The sequence below is a fragment of the Bradyrhizobium sp. CCBAU 53351 genome (assembly GCF_015291745.1).
Classification (GTDB): Bacteria; Pseudomonadota; Alphaproteobacteria; order Rhizobiales; family Xanthobacteraceae; genus Bradyrhizobium.
Map to the genome: position 1 here is coordinate 666672 of NZ_CP030059.1, position 19999 is coordinate 686670.

General features: G+C 64.8%; 17 protein-coding genes. 7 read left to right on the top strand and 10 right to left on the bottom strand.

Annotated elements, in window-relative coordinates; genetic code table 11:
• Window positions 1–4 precede the first annotated feature (4 nt).
• On the top strand, window positions 5–835 hold the full coding sequence (gene thyX / locus XH83_RS03170; RefSeq protein WP_246776405.1) for an FAD-dependent thymidylate synthase: 831 nt from the start codon (window positions 5–7) through the stop codon (window positions 833–835).
• A 149-nt stretch (window positions 836–984) separates the two neighbouring features.
• Here thyX and rpmB read toward each other — a convergent pair whose 3' ends face one another.
• On the bottom strand, window positions 985–1296 hold the full coding sequence (gene rpmB, locus XH83_RS03175; protein WP_194405642.1) for a 50S ribosomal protein L28: 312 nt from the start codon (window positions 1294–1296) through the stop codon (window positions 985–987).
• A 494-nt stretch (window positions 1297–1790) separates the two neighbouring features.
• Here rpmB and XH83_RS03180 point away from each other — a divergent pair, with 494 nt between their 5' ends.
• The 5 genes from XH83_RS03180 to XH83_RS03200 all read left to right on the top strand — a co-directional run bounded on the left by XH83_RS03180 (window position 1791) and on the right by XH83_RS03200 (window position 8647).
• Entirely contained in the window at window positions 1791–2654 is an 864-nt protein-coding gene (locus tag XH83_RS03180; RefSeq protein WP_246776406.1) for a DUF3108 domain-containing protein, read from the top strand.
• 642 nt (window positions 2655–3296) lie between these two features.
• A complete protein-coding gene (locus XH83_RS03185; RefSeq protein ID WP_194405643.1) occupies window positions 3297–6731 on the top strand; it encodes a helicase-related protein in 3435 nt (1144 codons plus the stop codon).
• Between the two features lie 51 nt (window positions 6732–6782).
• Entirely contained in the window at window positions 6783–7007 is a 225-nt protein-coding gene (locus tag XH83_RS03190) for a S4 domain-containing protein (RefSeq protein WP_246776407.1), read from the top strand.
• A gap of 132 nt (window positions 7008–7139) precedes the next feature.
• Complete coding sequence (fdxA, locus tag XH83_RS03195) at window positions 7140–7478, top strand: ferredoxin FdxA (RefSeq protein ID WP_063198086.1); 339 nt, start codon at window positions 7140–7142, stop codon at window positions 7476–7478.
• Window positions 7479–7822: 344 nt separating this feature from the next.
• Window positions 7823–8647: a CarD family transcriptional regulator gene (locus XH83_RS03200; protein ID WP_194405644.1), complete on the top strand. Its 825-nt coding sequence runs from the start codon at window positions 7823–7825 to the stop codon at window positions 8645–8647.
• A gap of 205 nt (window positions 8648–8852) precedes the next feature.
• On the opposite strand, the gene XH83_RS03205 is transcribed toward XH83_RS03200, so the two are convergent.
• The 7 genes from XH83_RS03205 to cyoA are packed head-to-tail and all read right to left on the bottom strand — an operon-like array spanning window position 8853 to window position 15802.
• Window positions 8853–9386 (bottom strand): response regulator transcription factor, encoded by a 534-nt coding sequence (locus tag XH83_RS03205; RefSeq protein ID WP_194405645.1) that lies wholly within the window; start codon window positions 9384–9386, stop codon window positions 8853–8855.
• The gene (locus tag XH83_RS03210; protein WP_194405646.1) at window positions 9383–10780 is read right to left on the bottom strand and encodes an ATP-binding protein; all 1398 of its coding nucleotides are present in this window, start codon (window positions 10778–10780) and stop codon (window positions 9383–9385) included. Before XH83_RS03210 ends, XH83_RS03205 begins: the two co-directional genes overlap by 4 nt.
• Window positions 10752–11615 (bottom strand): SURF1 family protein, encoded by an 864-nt coding sequence (locus XH83_RS03215; RefSeq protein WP_194405647.1) that lies wholly within the window; start codon window positions 11613–11615, stop codon window positions 10752–10754. The genes XH83_RS03210 and XH83_RS03215 overlap by 29 nt, the downstream gene beginning before the upstream one ends.
• Complete coding sequence (gene cyoD, locus XH83_RS03220; protein WP_194405648.1) at window positions 11612–11992, bottom strand: cytochrome o ubiquinol oxidase subunit IV; 381 nt, start codon at window positions 11990–11992, stop codon at window positions 11612–11614. The genes XH83_RS03215 and cyoD overlap by 4 nt, the downstream gene beginning before the upstream one ends.
• Window positions 11989–12618, bottom strand: coding sequence for a cytochrome o ubiquinol oxidase subunit III (cyoC, locus tag XH83_RS03225; RefSeq protein WP_194405649.1), 630 nt, complete (start codon window positions 12616–12618; stop codon window positions 11989–11991). Before cyoC ends, cyoD begins: the two co-directional genes overlap by 4 nt.
• Window positions 12619–14616, bottom strand: a complete 1998-nt coding sequence (gene cyoB, locus XH83_RS03230) for a cytochrome o ubiquinol oxidase subunit I (protein WP_194405650.1) — start codon at window positions 14614–14616, stop codon at window positions 12619–12621.
• A 25-nt stretch (window positions 14617–14641) separates the two neighbouring features.
• Entirely contained in the window at window positions 14642–15802 is a 1161-nt protein-coding gene (cyoA, locus tag XH83_RS03235) for a ubiquinol oxidase subunit II (RefSeq protein ID WP_194405651.1), read from the bottom strand.
• A 180-nt stretch (window positions 15803–15982) separates the two neighbouring features.
• Here cyoA and XH83_RS03240 point away from each other — a divergent pair, with 180 nt between their 5' ends.
• A complete protein-coding gene (locus XH83_RS03240) occupies window positions 15983–17311 on the top strand; it encodes an MFS transporter (RefSeq protein WP_194405652.1) in 1329 nt (442 codons plus the stop codon).
• A gap of 53 nt (window positions 17312–17364) precedes the next feature.
• Here the strand turns inward: XH83_RS03240 and XH83_RS03245 are convergent, their stop codons facing one another.
• Both XH83_RS03245 and XH83_RS03250 read right to left on the bottom strand, forming a co-directional pair.
• Window positions 17365–18756, bottom strand: a complete 1392-nt coding sequence (locus tag XH83_RS03245; RefSeq protein ID WP_246776535.1) for a M48 family metalloprotease — start codon at window positions 18754–18756, stop codon at window positions 17365–17367.
• 134 nt (window positions 18757–18890) lie between these two features.
• Complete coding sequence (locus XH83_RS03250) at window positions 18891–19661, bottom strand: thermonuclease family protein (protein ID WP_194405653.1); 771 nt, start codon at window positions 19659–19661, stop codon at window positions 18891–18893.
• Window positions 19662–19999 lie beyond the last annotated feature (338 nt).

Here is a 19999-nt window from a genome sequence, read left to right on the forward strand (position 1 = left end):
GAAATTGATCGGGAAGAAGCTTCCGGTTCTCGACAAGGGCTTCATTCGGGTCATTGACTACATGGGGGACGATGGTGCCATCGTCCAAGCAGCGCGAGTATCTTACGGCAAGGGCACGAAGTCAGTCTCGGCAGACGCCGCTCTGATTCGATATTTGATGCGGCACATGCACACAACGCCGTTCGAGATGTGTGAGCTGAAACTCCACATAAAACTTCCGATCTTTGTAGCCAGGCAGTGGGTGAGGCATCGCACAGCCAATATCAACGAATACTCGGCGCGGTACTCTGTCTTAGAAAGGGAGTTCTACGTCCCGGACCTGGAGAACGTTGCCCAGCAAAGTGGGAACAATCGACAGGGACGGGGCCATATCGCGTCTTCAAAAATAGCGCAGAGCGTGCGTCGACGTATGGCCAAAGATGCAGAAAAAGCATTCGATACGTACGAATCTCTGCTCGGTCAGTCTGATTCTAGCGAAGGAATATCAAGGGAGCTTGCCAGAATTGGATTGCCTTTGTCGACCTACACCGAGTGGTATTGGAAGATCGATCTGCACAATCTCTTCCATTTTCTTCGACTGCGGGCGGACGAGCATGCACAGCTCGAAGTGCGAAAGTACGCAGAGGAGATTTTGAAAATTGTCGAGAAATGGGTGCCTGCTGCGTATAGTGCATTTGTAGAATATCAGATGCATGGAGGTCGCCTTTCTCGATCCGCCATCCGGATAATTGGCGAGCTAGCCAGAGGGGGGAAGGTCTCCTTTCCAGAGTCTGGACTGTCGCGCCGCGAGTGGGACGATCTCGTGAAGATGTTTTCGTTGGATATTGAGCGTTGATTTTCAGAGGCAGCGCGCTTTCCCTGCGATTGGCCGGAACTGCAAAACAAAACGGCCGGATCTTCCGATCCGGCCGCAAACGCAGAACGCTACTGGCTAAGCCTACGCCACGCGACGCAACCTAGCCCCCGCCCTAACGGTAAAACTCTTTAGCTCGCCTTCTTCGCCGGCGCTGTGGTCGGGCCGACCTTCTTCTGGATGGCGCGCTTCAGCTCGAGGGCGCGCGGCGACAGGACGTCGGCCTTGGCCTTGAGCAGGAAGGCGTCCAAGCCGCCATTGTGGTCGACGCTCTTCACCGCGTTGGTGGAGACGCGCAGGCGCACGTTGCGCTCCAGGGCTTCCGAGATGAACGTCACGTTGACGAGGTTCGGCAGGAAGCGGCGCTTGGTCTTGATGTTGGAGTGGCTGACCTTGTGGCCGACGAGGGGGCCCTTGGCCGTCAGTTCGCAGCGGCGAGACATGGTAGAAATCCTTAAGTTCGAACCCCTCACGAATGCGGCCGCCATTCTGGGCGCCACGGGGGCTAATTCTCTTGTCCTTGCAGGGAGCGGCGGACGTATAGGGGGGAAGGGGCGGACAGTCAAGGTTTTGGGCGGGGATTCATGCCCCACAACAGGTGTCATCGCCCGCCCTAGTGCGCAATTGCGCACGGGGGGCGGGCGATCCAGTACGCCGAGGCGGCGCGGCTGGCCAGAGGGGCTGCGGCGTACTGGATGCCCCGGTCGAGCCGGGGCATGACAGCGGAGGGTGGGGAGAGGTTCTCGCCCCCCAGCGGGCGCCCCCCGATCACCAAAACGGCAATGTTTGTCGCACCTTACCATCACATAAAGGGCGTAATCGCCGCCGAAGAGTCCAGTGGAGTTCCCGGCCCGACACACCCGGACACATTGTTTGCCGCGGTTTTTGGCTTAAGTAACAGCCGTCGCGTGCTCCCATGGATTGTATTGTGCTGATCATGCCCTTTTCTGCGCCCAAATCGCGCTTCGCCCGGCCGCGCCTGACCGGCTGGCTGGCGGCGGTTTGCGGGCTCGCGGTGCTGTGGGGCGCGATGCCCGCGGCGGCGCAGGGTAAGCTCGAGGCGCAATATGAGGCCTCGCTGGCGGGCATCCCGGTCGGCAAGGGCGGCTGGAACATCGATATCCAGGACGACGTGTTCGCGGCGGCCGCCGCCGGCGGCACCTCGGGCCTGCTGAAATCCTTCACCGGCGGCTCCGGCACCGGCGCCAGCCAGGGCCGCGTCGTCAATGGCGCGCTGGTTGCGACCGGCTACCAGGCCTCCACCACCACCTCGAAGAAGACCGAAGAGATCCGCATCACGCTCGACAAGGGCAATGTGAAGGATTTTGCGATCCTGCCCGAGCCGCCGGTCGATCCCGACCGCATCGTCGTCACCGACGCCCATCGCCGCGGCGTCTGGGACCCCATGACGGCCTCCCTGCTGCGGGTGCCCGGCACGGGCGACCCCGTCTCGCCGGAGGCCTGCCACAACTCGGCCCCCGTGTTCGACGGCCGCATGCGCTACGACCTCAAGCTCGATTTCAAGCGCATGGAGACCGTGAAGGCGGAGAAGGGCTATCACGGCCCGGTCGTGGTCTGCTCGCTGTATTTCGTGCCGGTCGCGGGCTACATCCCCGACCGCCCCGTGATCAAATACCTCGCCGCCCAGCGCAACATCGAGATCGCCTTCGCGCCTGTGGCAGGCACCCGCATCCTGGTCCCGTTCTGGCTGAAAGTGCCGACGCCGCTCGGGCCCGCCATGCTGGAAGCGACCAGCTTCATCACCACAGCCCAGCCGCCGCGCGTGGCCAAGACGCAGTAGGGCGCGCCGCCGCAGCGGCGGTCGCGTTTACCCTCCCCTGGAGGGGGAGGGTCGGCTCGCAGCGCGTCCTCCCTCCGCCGTCATTCCGGGGCGCGCCCCTTGGCGCGAACCCCGGAATGACGAGCGGAATTTTTGGCTCATAAAAGTTCCAGCAATTTCAATGGCCCTTCTACTGTGCATGGGGTTGTTTTCGCGAAAATGAGTTGGGAGGGGTGCGGTCCGGGAATCCATTTGACTCCTCCCCGATTCTGATTCGACTCCGCGCCGTCCCCAACTTAAGGCTTTCCGCCCTCCAAACGCCGCTTGTGCGGCGGCCTAAAACTCCATCTAGTTGCGGCCGATAAGACTCCCGCGACATGTTGCGTGAACGGAACGGGACTCAATCTGGAGTCAGCGATTCGGCCGCGATTCGTTCTAGAGTCGTTCCGAAGCTTAAGACGGGCAGGAAAAGCGTCGCAAAGTGAGACAGTTGCGGGAGGTTTGGGGAGCAGCTCCCACGCACGCGGTGTCGTTGCCCGGCCAGTGCGCAATGGCGCACCAGGGCCGGGGGCATGACAGCGACGGGTGCGGATAGCCCCATGCACCCGACCGCCCCAATCCAGCACTGACATTCGCCCAAATCGCCACTACCTAATCCCTCAGATGCCCTTTTCCTCCTCCCCCTTCGCGTCCCATAGCGCCGCGTCCGATCGTGTACCTGGCGCCGGCGTCACCGCGGTGCTCGGGCCGACCAATACCGGCAAGACCCATCTCGCCATCGAGCGGATGCTCGCGCATCCGTCCGGGATGATCGGCCTGCCGCTGCGCCTGCTCGCGCGCGAGGTCTACAACAAGATCGCCGCAAGGGTCGGCAGCGAGGCCGTCGCGCTCGTCACGGGCGAGGAGAAGATCAAGCCGAAGAGCCCGCGCTATTGGGTCTCGACCGTCGAGGCGATGCCGCGCGACCTCGACCTCTCCTTCCTCGCCGTCGACGAGGTGCAGATCGCCAGCGATCTCGAACGCGGCCACGTCTTCACCGATCGCATCCTCAACCGCCGCGGCCGCGACGAGACGCTGCTGCTGGGTGCGGCGACGATGCGCCCGATCATCGAGCGCCTGTTGCCGGGCGTCTCCATGATCACGCGGCCGCGCCTGTCGCAGCTGGAATTTGCCGGTGACCGCAAGATCACGCGCCAGCCGCGCCGCACCGCCATCGTCGCGTTCTCGGCCGATGAAGTCTATGCCATCGCCGAGCTGATCCGCCGCCAGCACGGCGGCGCTGCTGTCGTATTGGGCTCGCTGAGCCCGCGCACGCGCAATGCGCAGGTCGAGATGTTCCAGAACGGCGACGTCGATTATCTCGTCGCCACCGACGCCGTCGGCATGGGCCTCAATCTCGACGTCGATCACGTCGCCTTTGCCTCCGACCGCAAGTTCGACGGCTATCAGTTCCGCCGCCTGACGCCGTCCGAATTCGCGCAGATCGCGGGACGCGCGGGCAGGGCCACCCGCAACGGCACCTTCGGCACCACCGGTCGCTGCGCGCCGTTCGAGCCCGAGCTCGTCAACGCGCTGCAGAACCACACTTTCGATCCCGTGAAGATGCTGCAATGGCGCAACTCCAAGCTGGATTTTGCCTCGCTCGGTGCGCTGCAGGTCTCGCTGAACCTCGCCCCCGGCCACGAGGCGCTGACGCGCGCGCCCATCGCCGAGGACATGCGCGTGCTCGACCATACCGCCCGCGACGCCGAGGTGCGCGATATCGCGCATGGCAAGGCGGCGGTGGAACGGCTGTGGGAGGCCTGCCAGGTCCCCGATTACCGGAAACTGTCGCCAGCGGCCCATGCCGAACTGGTGACGACGCTCTACGGCTTCCTGATGCAGAAGGGATGCATCCCCGATTCCTGGTACGAAGCCCAGGTCACCCAGGCCGACCGCATCGATGGCGACATCGACACGCTGTCGGCCCGGATCGCGCAGATCCGCACCTGGACCTTCGTGGCCAACCGCCCGGATTGGCTGAGAGACCCCGATCGGTGGCAGGGAATTACGCGGGACGTCGAAAATAAATTATCGGATGCGCTCCATGAACGCTTGACTGAGCGTTTCGTTGATCGCCGGACCAGTGTATTGATGCGCCGCCTGCGGGAGAACACGAGCTTGAATACTGAAATCGGCAAGACCGGCGAAGTCATCGTCGAAGGCCATGTCATCGGCCGCCTCGACGGCTTCACCTTTGCACCGGATGCGGCGGAAGCGGGCTCCGATGCGAAAGCCTTGCAGGCTGCAGCGCAAGCGGTGCTCGCCGGCGAGATCAACACGCGCGCCGAACGATTGGGCAATGCGCCGGACGATCAGTTCGTGCTGACCTCGGAAGGCATCATCCGCTGGACCGGCGATGCCGTGGCGCGGCTGTCTGCCGCAGAGGACGCGCTGCATCCGCGCATCCGCATCATCTCCGACGAGCGCCTCACCGGCGGCCCCCGGGAGAAGGTGCAGGCGCGGCTCGAGCTCTGGCTCAAGACCCATATCGAAAAACTGCTCGGGCCGATGTTCGAGCTCTCCAAGGCCGAGGACGTCACCGGCATTGCCCGCGGCATCGCCTATCAGCTCGTCGAGGCGCTCGGCGTGCTCGAGCGCCCGAAGATCGCCAACGAGCTGAAGGATCTCGACCAGCCCTCGCGTGCCGTGCTGCGGAAGTACGGCGTCCGCTTCGGCGCCTATCACATCTATTTCCCCGGCCTGCTCAAGCCCGCCGCGCGCGCGCTCGCCGCGCTGCTCTGGGCCTTGAAGCAGGACAATGTCGATCTGTCCTCGCTGTCGGGCGCGCAGCATCTGGCCTCCTCGGGCCGCACCTCGTTCCCGGTCGACAAGGCGTTGCCGCGCGATGCCTATCGCGTGCTCGGCTACAAGCAGGCGGGCGAGCGCGCCGTGCGCGTCGACATCCTGGAGCGCCTTGCCGATCTGATCCGCCCGGCGCTGGCCTGGCGCGAGAACGCCTCCGGCGAGAAGCCGGCCGGCGCCTTCGACGGCCGCAGCTTCGTGGTCACGCAGGCGATGACCTCGCTCACGGGATCTGCAGGCGAGGATTTCGCCTCGGTGCTGCGTGCCCTCGGCTATCGCATGGAGAAGCGTCCGCCGCTGCCGCAAAAGCCCGTCGCGACTGAGCAGGCCCCGACTGAAACGGTCGCAGCGGAGACCCCGCCGGTTGAAGGCAGCGCCGAGACCTCGAGCGAGACCGCGGCTGAGGCCGTTGCCGGCCTGCCGGAGACGCCGGCCGCAGAGGCAGCCGCTGAGCCGGTCACCGTCGAAGATGCACCCGGCATGGAGCCGCAGGACGAGCAGGCTCACGATGCCGAGCCTGCGCTGGAAGCCTCGGCGCCCGTCACGCCCGAAGACGCCCCCGGCATCGCGCCGCCGGCCGAAGAGCCTGCTGCGCAAGCCGAATTCAACGCTCTCGAGGCTGCTCCCGCCGAAGCCGCCGCGACGGAAGCCGCGGCAATGCCCGACGCTGCCGCGCCTGAAGCCGTGGCTACGCCGGCCGAGCCCGAGCTGGTCGAGGTCTGGCGTCCCGGTGGCCGTCACGAGGACCGCAAGCCGCGCCACGAGCGCCACCGCCACCAGCGTCATCACCATCAGCGCCCGCAGGCGGGCGCCGAAGCAGGCGCCGCGCCCGCGGAGGGCGGGGCCGCGCAAGCCGCCGACGGCGAGAAGCGCAACGAACGCCATCGCGGCCCTCGCAGGGATGGCGGGAGAGACTTCCGCAAGCCGCGCGAAGGTGGCGGCGAAGGCGCGCCGCGTCCCGAGGGGCGCGACGACAAGGGCCGCCGTTTCGAGGGCAAGGATCGCGACAACAAGGGTCGCGACAACAAGGATCGCAACCGCGACAACAAGGGCAAGTTCGGCGGCGATCGCGACAAGGGCCGTGACAACCGTGGCCGCGACCGCGACAAGGGCCGCGACCGCCAGGGCGGTCCGTCGCTGCGTCCCTACGCTTCCAGCGCGAACCCGCGCGAGCGCGATCGGCCCGCTGATCCGAACTCGCCGTTCGCAAAACTCGCTGCGCTGAAAGAGCAGCTGTCGGGCCGCAAGGAGTAACCCACGACGACCGAGCGGCAGCGCCTCGACAAATGGCTGTGGCACGCGCGGGTGGTCAAGGCGCGCACCTCGGCCGCTGAGCTCGTCGAGACCGGCCACGTTCGGGTCAACGGTGAGCGGGAAAAGTCGCCCGGTCACGCGATCAAGCTCGGCGACGTCATCACCGTCGCGCTCGATCGCACCGTACGGGTGTTGAAGGTCACCGGCTTCAGCGAACGCCGCGGCGATGCCGCCTCGGCGCGCGTGCTCTACGAGGAGCTCGGGACACGCAATTAATTGCGCTTCGTATTCATTTCTTGGTCGATCAAACACACAAAGCCGTCATGATCGGGCCTTCCCGACCTTGCGGCGCCGGGCCATCCGCGCTACGCAAGCCGCGACTTTTAAAAGAGCTTTTCGGAGCGTTGGATGACTTACGTCGTCACTGAAAACTGCATCAAGTGCAAGTACACCGACTGCGTCGAGGTCTGCCCGGTCGACTGCTTCTACGAGGGTGACAACATGCTGGTCATCCACCCCGACGAGTGCATCGATTGCGGCGTGTGCGAGCCGGAATGCCCCGCCGACGCCATCAAGCCGGACACGGAACCGGGCCTCGAGAAGTGGCTGGAAGTGAACACCCAGTACGCCAAGAGCTGGCCGAACATCACCCAGAAGAAAGAATCACCTGCCGACGCCAAGGAATTCGACGGCATGGAAGGCAAGTTCGAGAAATATTTTTCTCCGAACCCCGGCTCCGGCGACTAATTCAGGCCCAAACTTAACCCTAATAGCGGCGCTGCGGCCGAAATCCAGCCCTGAAGACCCCTAAATCATTGATTTTTGCGGGAAATGTGCTATATTGGGCATATTAAGCCGAACCCCGTCAGCCCCGTTGGCCCCTCTGGGTTCCCGTGAAACCAAATGTCGAACAGGGGCGTGGCAGTTTCCGCGCGCAGGCTGTGTCACAGAAAACGCGTAAAAAGAGTACTTCAGCGAGGGCTTCCCATAAGGAGGCCAAAAAAGTCGCCGCGGCCAGCCGTAGCGCATCCAAGGGTCGGACCGCGACGAAGGCGCCGGCTGCAAAGTCCTCGAAGAACAAAAGAAGCGCAATGCCTAACAAGACTGCCAAACCGGCCGCGAAAGCGACCGCTGCTAAGCCTGCTGCCAAGCCTGTGACTGCCAAGGCCCCCGCCGCTAAGGCTCCCGCTGCCAAGCCCGCCGCGCCGAAGGCTCCTGTTGCTGCTGCTCCTGCCAAGGCTCCGGTCGTTGCCGCCAAGCCGGTCGCGAAGCCCGCTGCTGCCCCGAAGGTCGAGGAAAAGAAGGTCGTGACCCAGCGTCAGGGCTTCAAGGCCAACGAATTCGTGGTCTATCCCGCTCACGGCGTCGGCCAGATCCTGGCCATCGAGGAGCAGGAGATCGCCGGGGCGAAGCTCGAACTGTTCGTCATCAACTTCATCAAGGACAAGATGACGCTGCGCGTGCCGACCGCCAAGGTCGCCAATGTCGGCATGCGCAAGCTGTCCGATCCGACGCTGGTGAAGAAGGCGCTCGAGACGCTCAAGGGCCGCGCCCGCGTCAAGCGCACCATGTGGTCGCGCCGCGCCCAGGAATACGAAGCAAAGATCAATTCGGGCGACATCGTCGCGATCGCGGAAGTCGTGCGCGACCTCTATCGCTCGGAGTCGCAGCCGGAGCAGTCCTACTCAGAACGCCAGCTCTACGAAGCGGCGCTCGATCGCCTCTCCCGCGAGATCGCGGTGGTGCAGCACTCGACCGAGACCGAAGCGGTCAAGGAGATCGAAGCCCAGCTTGCCAAGAGCCCGCGCCGCAACGCCAAGGCGGAAGCCGCCGAAGGTGAAGCCGATGCGGATACCGAGGGCGATACCGACGATACCGATGGCGACGACACCACCGTCGCCGACGAGGCCGCGTAAGCGTCCCCTCGCTCGCAACAGATCAAAGCCCGGCCGTTCGGCCGGGCTTTTTGTTTGGGGTCGGAGGAGACAGCCGTGTGACACAGCCGTCATTCCGGGGCGTGCTAAGCGAGAGCCCGGCATCCATTCGTCACCGTCTCTGTCGCCCGATGGATTCCGGGCTTGTGCTTCGCACGCCCCGGAATGACGGCTGTGAGAAGTTGCGCTACTTCACCGGCCGCTTCTCGAGCTTCCGCGCCAGCGTACGCCTATGCATGCCCAATCGGCGGGCCGCTTCCGAGATGTTGAAGTCGGTCTCGATCAGGGTCTGGTGGATGCGCTCCCATTCCAGCGTCTTGATCGAGGTCGGCCGCGCGTCGAGCGCGACCTCGGTATTGCCAACGGCCTTGGTGAAGGCGGCTTCGATGTCGTCAGTGTTCGAGGGCTTTGCGAGATAGTGGCAGGCGCCCAGCTTGATCGCCTCCACGGCTGTGGAGATGCTGGCGAAGCCGGTCAGCACCACGATCAGCATGTCGGGGTCGTGCGTGTGCAGCAGCTCGACGCAGGCAAGGCCGGAGGCGCCGCCGAGCTTGAGGTCGACCACGGCATGCCCGAAGGAGCGCTCCTCCAGCACCTGGCGCACGTCTTCGATGGAGGCCGCCAGCACGACGTCATAGCCGCGGCGCTCGAACGAGCGCTTCAGCGTGCGGGCGAAGCCGGCATCGTCCTCGACGACGATGAGCGAACGGTCAGGCGTCAAAATTCCCCTCCGATCGCCAGCGTTGCCAGCGGCAGCGTCAGGCGCACCGTGGCGCCGCGCTTCCTGTGGTTCTCGGCCGTGACGCTGCCGCCCAGCTTGCGCACCACGTTCACCACCAGGAACAGGCCGAGCCCGCCGCCGGCGCGGCCCTTGCTCGAGTGGTAGGGCTTGCCGAGCTGGGCCAGCATCTCCGGTGCGAAGCCGGGGCCGCGGTCGCTGATCGCCAGCACGAGATTGTCGCCCTCGCGCTCGGCCACGAGCTCGACCCAATCGCGCGACACCTCATAGGCATTGTCGAGCACGTTGAAGATCACCTGCTTCAACGCGATGTCGGAGACGATCGCAACATCCGCGCCGAAGGTGTTGACGAAATAGAGCGTCCGCGCCGAGCGCGCGTCGCGCCACTCGTCGACCAGGGCGGTCACGAAGGCCGTCACCGTCGTCGGCGAGGAGCCTTCGCCGCGCGCTTCGCCGGCCGAGACCAGGATGCCCGTCACGATCGACTTGCAGCGTTGCAGCGAGGTTTCCATCTCCGCGAGGTCCTCGGCGAGCTCCTGGTCGGTGGCAAGATCCGGCATGCGGCGCCAGTCGCTGAGGATGACGGAGAGCGAAGCCAGCGGCGTGCCGAGCTCGTGGGCCGCACCGGAGGCAAGCAGGCCCATGCGCACGATGTGATCCTGCTCGGCGGCATGCTGGCGCAGCGCCGCCAGATGGGCGTCGCGTTCGCGCAGGTTTCGGTTGATGCGGGTGACGAACACGACGAGCAGCACGGCGTTGAGCACGAAGCCCAGCAGCATGCCGAGCACGGTGAGAGAATAAGTCTCGCTCAACGGGTTCGGCGGCAGGTCAAGCGGCCGGTACGCCAAGGTCAGCCACACGAAACTCGCGCAGGTCAGCGCGACCAGCGACCAGGTCGAGCGCGCATCGAGCAGCACCGCGCCGAGCGTCACCTGGAGCAGGAACAGCGAGGTGAAGGGGTTTGTGGCGCCGCCGGAGAGGTAAAGCTGCGCGGTCAGCGCGGCGACATCGAGCATCAAGGCGACCAGGAGCTCGTTGTTGGTGATCGCGGCGCGATGGCGCACCCAGATCAGGCTGGAGACGTTGAGCAGCACGAGGGCGCCGATCACCGCGCCCATCCGCTCCAGCGGCAGGGGGATGCCGAGGCCGAAATGCACGGCGCCGATGGTCACGATCTGGCCGACCACCGCGGTCCAGCGCAGCTGGATCAGCAGCGCCATGTTCTTGCGGTTGGTCTCGTCGTCGGTCGGCGCGGCACCGATCAGCTCGCTGCGCGCATCCGCCTGCGATTGCAGCGTGACGGCCAGCCCGCCATCAGCAAGCGCGTGGGGAAGCGTCTTCCCGTCGTCAGGCCTGTTCGACGATCGTTCCAGCATCTGATCCCGTCCTGCGCGCGGCGACATCTGGGCCGCCGGCCGGTTCGTGGACGAAGCCATCCAAGGCTGTCTTGCGGCGGAACAGCCCGCCGCCGAATGTGACGAAGAGCTTAGCCGCCAGCATGAAGGCCAGGGCAAACCACGTCAGCGCGTAGATCAGGTGGTTATTGGGAAAGCGCACCACGGTCAATCCGCCGATGGGACCGCCAGCGGATTGTGATCCGGCGTCGGCATCGACGAAGAAAGGTGCGACATCGTGCAGGCCGCGGGCCGCCGCGATCGCGGCGACATCCCGCGAGTACCAGCGGTTGTGCTGGGGCACGTTGTTGCGGAGGAACCCGCCTTTGGGCTCGGTGATGCGGAGCAGGCCGGTGATCTCGACCTGGCCGTCCGGATTGCCGTCCCGGCGCGTCGATGCGGCACGTCGCTCCGACGGCACGAAGCCGCGGTTGATCAGGACCTGCGTGCCGTCGCTGCGCTGGAGCGGCGTCAGCACCCAATAGCCCGGGCCTTCCTCGGTGACGGCCTGGACCAGTGTTTCGCGGTCATGCAGGAAGCGGCCGTTGACGCTGACATGCCTGTATTCGTCGTTGGTGGCGCTGACCGCGGGCCAAGAGGCGGACGAGGGGATCGGCTGGGCTGTCGCATGGACGCGCTGCTCGACACGGTCGATCAGCGCCAGCTTCCAGGCCCGGCGCTCGATCTGCCAGATGCCGAGTGCGATCAGAACGACGAAGACGATCAGCGCGAGGACCGTGAGCCACAGGGACGGGGCGCGCGCAGCCTTGCCGCGCGGCGCACCGTCCCTGTCTGTCACGGTCCCGATTTCGTTCACTTCATCCCGCTCATCTGGTGCATCGGCATCATGTTGCTGTTGAGGTGGCTCATCACCCACAGCGAACCCGACAGCGCAATCACCACCATGACGATGGTGAAGATCAGGGCCATCATGCTCCAGCCGTTCTCGGACGTCGTGTTCATGTGCAGGAAGTAGATCATGTGCACGACGATCTGCACGACCGCGAAAGCCATGATGACGAGGGCGGTGATCTGCTTGCTCGGCAGGACGCCGCTCATCACCAGCCAGAACGGAATGGCGGTGAGCACCACCGAGAGCACGAAGCCGAGCATGTAGCCCGAGAATGTGCTGTGGGCGTGGCCGCCCTCGTGGTGATGATCGTCCGCATGGGCGGCGTGGGTATCGGTGCTCATCGCAGAACTCCCAGGAGATAGACGAAGGTGAAGACGCCGATCCAGACCACGTCGAGGAAGTGCCAGAACATCGACAGGCACATCAGGCGGCGGCGGTTGGCCTCGATCAGGCCGAACTTGCCGACCTGGACCATCAAGGTCACCAGCCAGATCAGGCCGCAGGACACATGCAGGCCGTGGGTGCCGACCAAGGTGAAGAACGCCGACAGGAAGGCGCTGCGCTGGGGCGTGGCACCTTCATGGATCATGTGGGCGAACTCGGTGAGCTCGATGCCGATGAAGGCGAGGCCGAACAGACCGGTGATCGCCAGCCAGATTTGCGTCTGCGCCAGCTTGTTCTGCTGCATCGTCAGCATCGCGAAGCCGTAGGTGATCGACGACAGCAGCAGCATCGAAGTGTTCACCGCGACCAGGTTGAGGTCGAACAGGTCCTTCGGCGCCGGGCCGGCGGCGTAATTGCCGCCGAGCACGCCGAAGGTGGCAAACAGGATCGCGAAGATGAGGCAGTCGCTCATCAGGTAGATCCAGAAGCCGAGCGAGGTGCTCCAGCCTTCCGGATGCGGATGCTCCTCGGCGACGTAGAAGACCGGCTCGCCGGTTTGTGAAGGATTGACAGCGACGGTCATTTACTTGGCTCCGGCGAGCAGTTTGGTGCGCGCGTCCTCGCTCCGGATGACGTCTTCAGCCGGAATGTCGAAGTCGCGGTGATAGTTGAAGGTGTGGCCGATGCCGACGGCGAGCATCGCAATGAAGCTCAACGCCGCCAGCCACCAGATGTACCAGATCAGGCCGAAACCCATCGCGGTGGCGAGGCCGGCGAGGATGATGCCGGTGCCGGTGCTGCTGGGCATGTGGATCGGCCTGAAGCCGGTGAGCGGGCGCTGGTAGCCGCGGCGCTTCATGTCCCACCACGCGTCATTGTCGTGAACGACGGGGGTGAAGGCGAAGTTGTAGTCCGGCGGCGGCGAGGAGGTCGCCCATTCCAGCGTACGGGCATCCCAGGGATCGCCGGTGACGTCCTTGAGCTGCTCGCGCCTGAGGAAGCTCACCGCGAACTGCATCAGCATGCACATGATGCCGAGCAGGACGAGGCCGGCGCCGATCGCGGCGATGACGAACCAGATCTGCAAGCTGGGATCGTCGAACACGCGCAGGCGGCGGGTCACGCCCATCAGGCCGAGCACATAGAGCGGCATGAAGGCGAGGTAGAAGCCGGTGACCCAGAACCAGAACGACAGCTTGCCCCAGAACGGATCGAGCTTGAAGCCGAACGCCTTCGGGAACCAGTAGGAGATGCCGGCGAACGCGCCGAACACAACGCCGCCGATGATCACGTTGTGGAAATGCGCGATCAGGAACAGGCTGTTGTGCAGGACGAAGTCGGCCGGCGGCACCGCCAGCAGCACGCCGGTCATGCCGCCGATCACGAAGGTCAGCATGAAGGCGATCGTCCACATCATCGGCAGCTCGTAGCGGATGCGGCCGCGATACATCGTGAACAGCCAGTTGAACATCTTCGCGCCCGTCGGGATCGAGATGATCATCGTGGTGATGCCGAAGAACGAGTTGACGCTGGCGCCCGAGCCCATCGTGAAGAAGTGGTGCAGCCAGACCAGGTACGACAGGATGGTGATGACGACAGTGGCGTAGACCATCGAGGTGTAGCCGAACAGCCGCTTGCCGGAGAAGGTCGAGGTCACCTCCGAGAAGATGCCGAACGCCGGGAGAACCAGGATGTAGACTTCGGGGTGGCCCCAGATCCAGATCAGGTTCACGTACATCATCGGGCTGCCGCCGAAATCGTTCGTGAAGAAATTGGTGCCGACATAGCGGTCGAGCGAGAGCAGCGCGAGCACGACGGTCAGAACCGGGAAGGAAGCGACGATCAGGACGTTGGTGCAGAGCGAGGTCCAGGTGAACACCGGCATCTTCATCATGGTCATGCCGGGGCAGCGCAGCTTGACGATGGTGCAGATCAGGTTGATGCCTGACAGCGTCGTGCCGACGCCGGCGACCTGCAGCGCCCAGATGTAATAATCGACGCCGACATCGGGGCTGTAGCCGATGTTCGACAGCGGCGGATAAGCCAGCCAGCCGGTGCGGGCGAACTCGCCGATGAACAGCGAAGCCATCACCAGCACCGCGCCGCCGACCGTCATCCAGAAGCTGAAATTGTTCAGGAACGGGAACGACACGTCGCGCGCGCCGATCTGCAGCGGTACGACATAGTTCATCAGGCCGGTGACCAGCGGCATCGCCACGAAGAAGATCATGATCACGCCGTGGGCGGTGAAGACCTGGTCGTAGTGATGGGCGTTGAGATAGCCCTCGGAGCCGCCAAAGGCCAGCATCTGCTGGCCGCGCATCATCAGCGCGTCGGCAAAGCCGCGCAGCAGCATCACGATGCCGAGGATCATGTACATGATGCCGATGCGCTTGTGGTCCACGGTGGTGAACCATTCGCGCCAGAGATAGCCCCAGAGGCGGAAATAGGTGAGGCCGCCGAGCAACGCGGCGCCGCCGAGCGCGACCACCACGAAAGTGCCGACCACGATCGGCTCGTGCAGCGGCAGCGATTCGAAGCCGAGCCGGCCGAAGATGAGCTTGAGAAGATCAGGAGACATGCGAACTCTCTTTAGGAATCTGACTTCAAGAGTCGGACTTGGGACGTTGTCCGAGGAAGAACGACGAGGACTTCAGCGGCGTGAAGGTCGGCCGCTTCAGGCCGGCGCCGGTGAGCGGCGCGATGTCGAGGGGAGCCGTGATGGACGCCGTGGTTCTGCCCTGCGGCGTATCAGGCGTGCAGGTGCCGGCGACGAAGGCCGGCTCGGGCCCGAGCGGGGCGCCGCGGCGGGCATACTTGTCGTAGGCCAGCGGCAGGGTGTTGTTCAGGCCCTGATGGCCGGCGCCGCCCTTGGCGTCGATTGCCATCATTTCGCTCTGGCACATCTTGCCGGTCTCGACGCACATGTTGAGGATCAGGCGATAGAGATCGGCATCGACGGTGCCGTAGCGACGCACCGGCTCGTTCTGGCTCGGCTTCTCGAGCTGGAGATATTCGGCGCGGCCGAGCGCGCCGCCGGCGGATTTGGCCCTGGCGACCCAGTCGTCAAAGCCCTTGTCGTCGAGACCCCAAAAACTGAAGTGCATGCCGGAGAAGCCGGCGCCGCTGTAGTTCGCCGAGAAGCCCTTATAGGTGCCGGCGTGGTTCACCACCGCATGGAGCTTCGTCTCCATGCCCGGCATCGCGTAGATCTGGCCGGCGAGCGCGGGGATGTAGAACGAGTTCATCACCGAGGACGCGGTGATGCGGAAGTTGATCGGACGATCGACGGGAGCTGCGAGCTCGTTGACGGTGGCGATGCCGTAGTCCGGGTAAATGAAGAGCCACTTCCAGTCGAGCGCGACGACGTCGACCTCGAGCGGGGCCTTGGACTGGTCCACGGCACGGTCGGCATGGATGCGGCCGAGCGTTCGATAGGGGTCGAGCAGGTGCGTGCCCATCCAGGTCAGCGCGCCCAGGCAGACGATGATCAGGAGCGGAGCGGACCAGATGACGAGCTCGAGGGCGGTCGAATGATCCCAGTCCGGCTCGTAGCGGGCCTCGGTGTTGGACTGGCGATAGCGCCAGGCGAACAGCACCGTCAGCGCCATCACGGGGACGACGATCAGGAGCATCAGGACGGTAGAGATGATGACGAGGTCGCGCTGTTGGGCTGCGATATCGCCGGCTGGCGCCAGCACGACGTAGTCGCAGCCGGTGAGCGCAGCAGCCAGAGGTAGTAGCGCCAGGATCTTGAGACGAGACACGGGCCGAGCCTTTGAGAATGAGTTTCCTTTGCGGGGCCAAGGGGTAGCTGCGGCGCAGCAATCCGGACATTGGACAATTTGTCCAATGTTGCAGTGCGGAATGTTGGGTCAGACAGGCTCAGTCTGCCTGGCGCCCCGCCGGGCGGTCGGCTTTGTTTTCAGGACGCTAAGGGCGCACGCATGGCGACGGCACAGACCCCTGCAATGGCAGATCTCCACTCGGGCGAGCATGGCCACGACCAGGCCAGTCCCGGCGAGATCGCCATCGGCGTCATCATCGGCCGCACTTCGGAATTCTTCGATTTCTTCGTGTTCGCGATCGCCTCGGTGATCGTGTTCCCGCGCCTGGTGTTCCCGTTCGCGAGCGAGCTCACCGGCACGCTCTATTCCTTCATGGTCTTCGCGCTGGCCTTCATGGCCCGCCCGATCGGCACCGTCATTTTCATGACGGTCGACCGTGCCTACGGCAAGACGGCCAAGCTGATCTCGGCGCTGTTCCTGCTCGGCACCGCCACCGTGGCACTCGCGTTCCTGCCCGGCTATCACGAGATCGGCGTTGCCGCGATCTGGCTATTGGCGCTGGCGCGTATCGCGCAGGGTCTGGCCTGGGGCGGCGCCTGGGACGGCATGGCCTCGCTGCTGGCGCTGAATGCGCCGCCCTCCAAGCGCGGCTGGTACGCGATGGTGCCGCAGCTCGGGGCTCCGCTCGGGCTGATCGTGGCAAGCGCGCTGTTCGCCTATTTCGCCGGCAATCTTTCGGCCGACGATTTCTTCGACTGGGGCTGGCGCTATCCGTTCTTCGTCGCGTTCGCCATCAACGTCGTGGCGCTGTTCGCGCGCCTGCGCATGGTGACGACCGAGGAGTACGCCTCGTTGTTCGAGACTCGCGAATTGCAGCCGGCGCGCATCTCCGAGACCGTCGCGCGCGAAGGCCAGAACATCATGCTGGGCGCGTTCGCGCCGCTGGCGAGCTTTGCGCTGTTTCACATGGTCACGGTGTTTCCGCTGTCCTGGGTGTTCCTGTTCACCCGCGAGAGCCCGGTGCGCTTCCTGATCATCGAGATCGTCGCCGCCGTGTTCGGCGTCGGTGCGATCGTTGTCTCCGGCATCATTGCCGACCGGGTGGGGCGCAAATCGCTGCTGATGGGATCGGCGATCGCGATTGCGATCTATAGCGGCTTTGCCCCGCAGCTGCTCGACGCCGGCGCGTTCGGCGAAACCATCTATATGGTGATCGGCTTCATCCTGCTCGGCCTGTCCTTCGGCCAGTCCTCCGGTGCGATCGCCTCGAACTTCAAGCAGGCCTATCGCTACACCGCCTCGGCGCTGACCTCGGACATGGCCTGGCTGTTCGGCGCCGGCTTCGCGCCGCTGGTCGCGCTACTGCTCGCCACCAATCTCGGCGTCATCGCATCGGGCGCGTATCTGCTGTCGGGCGCATTCTGGACGTTGCTGGCGCTCTGGCTCAGCGGCCAGCGCGAGGCCGGCGACATGGACGCGGGGCGCTGAGGCGCGAGCAGTAGCCGCATTGCAGGTCCCGCAGGGCTACGCTCTCTCCGGCCTCAATCCGCCACGATCTTCACGCGATCGCGCACCTTGACCTGCGCGGTGCGGTCGAGGCCGTTGAGCACGCGGAAGCGCTCGGCGGGATGATCGACGCCGGCCATGCGGTGGGACAGCGACTCCACGGTGTCGCCGGGCTGCACGGTGATGACCTTGATGCGCAAGGGGCGGGCGGCCTGGATCTCGTCGAGCGTCAGGCGGCGGAACGAATTGACGGTCTCGCGCGCGTTGCGCTCGCTCTCGGTCGATTTCTGCCTGGTCGCGAAGATGAAGCGATAGACGTCGCTGCCGAAGCGCAGCGCATAGACCTTGAACTGCCACTGGTCGCCCTTGGCGGTGGCGGACGCGGCCGGGAAGCCGTTGATGGTGATGTCTTCGGTGGACGCCTTCTCGACGCCCTCCATCCAGCCGGAATTCAGGTAGTCGCCGAGCGACTGCTCGGCCGGCACGCGCACCACGTCGAAACGCATCGCCTGCGCGCCGCCCTCGCGCACGCCGATCACGGCCTGGGCGGTGTTGTCGAGCGTGAAATTATCCGGCGCCTGGAAGGTGAAGCCAAGCTTCGGATGCAGGAAACGGCGGCCGCGCACGAAACCTTCGCTGGGGTCTTCGCCGTAGACGAGGTTGTCGATCGCGGCGAGATAGGTCTCGCGGTCGCGCTCGGCGCCTTCGGGGGCCGTGTATTGCCGCGCGATGTTCTGGGCGTTCTGCACACGCTCCGGGGTTGCCGGATGCGATGAGGTGAAATCCTGCGCGCGCGGATCGAGCGAGGACTTGCCGGCCTTCAGCTCGGCATTGCGCTCCATCGCCGAAAGGAAGCGTGCCGCACCATAGGGGTCGAAATGCGCCTTGGCGGAAATGCCGACGCCGATGCCGTCGGCCTCGAACTCCTGCTTGCGCGAGAAGCTCGCCATGGTGAGCTTGGTCTTGGCGAGCGCGAGCGCGGTGAGGTCAGGATCGTTGCTCATGTCGGTGACGACGCGGGTGACGATCGCGGCCTGGCGCGCCTGGTCCTCGCGCATCGCGGCGTGCTTGGACAGCACATGCGCCATCTCGTGGCTCAGCACGGAGGACAGTTCCGAGGTGTCGCTCGCGAGCGCCAGCAGGCCGCGCGTGACATAGAGCTGGCCGTTCGGCAGCGCGAAGGCGTTCACCGCGCCGGAATTGAGGATGGTGACCTTGTAGCCTTGGTCGGGACGGTCCGAGGCCGCGACCAGCCGGTCGACGGTCTTGCTGACGAGCGATTCGAGCCTGGGGTCGTCATAGGCCCCGCCATAGCTCGCCAGGATGCGTTCGTGCTCCTTCTCGGTCGCGGGGGTCTGCGCGACGGCCGGCTTCGGTTTCGGCATCGCGACGGCCGGAGGGGTCGCGGCAGCCTGGAACCGGCCCATGTCGCCGCAGCCCGCCAGCGCCGTGCTGAGGGCAAGGCACAGCGCAGCCGGCGCAGCCCGCAGGCGGCGGCATTCATGCCGTACGTGCCGTTCTAGCACCCCATTCACGTCGTTTAACCCGTGCCCGGCCTGCTCTAAGGCCATACCCCTGTCGGCTCGTTTGCGCCCAGCAACTCGACCTGTCCTACGAGGCGTATATCGATACGCGGCCCCGTAGTTCCCTCAACCCAGCCCCGAACTCGAATACGTTTATTCTCCAAGGACTTAAGGGCAATTCCGGCGTTTTCAAACGCCGGCAGCGCGCGTTTTGAAATAGTCGCGGCAAAGCCCCGTGTCCAGTTTCGTCCGAAGTTGAGGTAGGTCATTGCCCCAGCTTGCCGGACGGACAGGACTTTACCCTCGACCACCACAAAGCGCCCGATCCCCGCCAAAATATCGTCCGGACTTTCCGCGTTTTTTATGGCCGACGGGTCAGCCCAGCTGCCCATTTTTTGGCGCCGCGCCGCTGCTTCCGACGCCATCAGGGCGGCCGCGCAGTCCTTGTCCGTGATTTCGGCGGAGACCATGGCGTCGCCCTCGGCGAGCAGCATGGCCTGCAGCGAGGTGTCGTTTTCGCCGAGGAAGACCAGCGCGCCCTGGCGGCCATAACGATCCGGCGTGTCGTCGCTGCCGCGGAGCGCGACGTCGCGGCCGGCGAGCAGCGAGGCCAGCGCGTGTTTCGTGGTCGCCGTGGGCTCGATCCCGATCAGGCGGATTTCGCGGCCGTCGTCGAGACGGACGCTGCGCGCATCGATAATGGCGGCGACGCGGCCTTCGCCCTGGGACTCGAATTGGCACGGCGCGGCGAACGCGGCGTCAGCCGCGACGAGAAGGAATGCGACGATGAGGAAACGTCGTTGCGCCACGTGGCCCGGAGAGGTTGCGTTGCGGACCGATCATAGCCCATGCGTAGTGGGTCGCGAAGATGTTTCCTCACGCTCCGTCATTGCGAGCGCAGCGACTTGTCCGCTGAAGCCTTCGGCGAAGGCGGAAGCAATCCAGATTTCCGCGGGAAGAATCTGGATTGCTTCGTCGCAAGAGCTCCTCGCAATGACGATGCGGAGACACCTTGCGTCTTCTCATCATTCCGCTTAGCGGAAAGCGTGCAATTCATCATTCATCTGCATGGCGCCTCGCGCTTGCTGCGCTGTTGCGCATGCGGCATGATTGCGGCAACACCAATAACCAAGCCGCCATCAGAGAC

What these genes read in the sequence shown, in the direction of transcription:
- rpmB (WP_194405642.1), bottom strand. Translation starts at nt 1,296, where the DNA reads ATGTCTCGCCGCTGCGAACTGACGGCCAAGGGCCCCCTCGTCGGCCAC.
- XH83_RS03180 (WP_246776406.1), top strand. Translation starts at nt 1,791, where the DNA reads ATGCCCTTTTCTGCGCCCAAATCGCGCTTCGCCCGGCCGCGCCTGACC.
- XH83_RS03185 (WP_194405643.1), top strand. Translation starts at nt 3,297, where the DNA reads ATGCCCTTTTCCTCCTCCCCCTTCGCGTCCCATAGCGCCGCGTCCGAT.
- fdxA (WP_063198086.1), top strand. Translation starts at nt 7,140, where the DNA reads ATGACTTACGTCGTCACTGAAAACTGCATCAAGTGCAAGTACACCGAC.
- XH83_RS03200 (WP_194405644.1), top strand. Translation starts at nt 7,823, where the DNA reads ATGCCTAACAAGACTGCCAAACCGGCCGCGAAAGCGACCGCTGCTAAG.
- XH83_RS03210 (WP_194405646.1), bottom strand. Translation starts at nt 10,780, where the DNA reads ATGCTGGAACGATCGTCGAACAGGCCTGACGACGGGAAGACGCTTCCC.
- cyoD (WP_194405648.1), bottom strand. Translation starts at nt 11,992, where the DNA reads ATGAGCACCGATACCCACGCCGCCCATGCGGACGATCATCACCACGAG.
- cyoC (WP_194405649.1), bottom strand. Translation starts at nt 12,618, where the DNA reads ATGACCGTCGCTGTCAATCCTTCACAAACCGGCGAGCCGGTCTTCTAC.
- cyoB (WP_194405650.1), bottom strand. Translation starts at nt 14,616, where the DNA reads ATGTCTCCTGATCTTCTCAAGCTCATCTTCGGCCGGCTCGGCTTCGAA.
- XH83_RS03240 (WP_194405652.1), top strand. Translation starts at nt 15,983, where the DNA reads ATGGCGACGGCACAGACCCCTGCAATGGCAGATCTCCACTCGGGCGAG.
- XH83_RS03245 (WP_246776535.1), bottom strand. Translation starts at nt 18,756, where the DNA reads ATGGGCCGGTTCCAGGCTGCCGCGACCCCTCCGGCCGTCGCGATGCCG.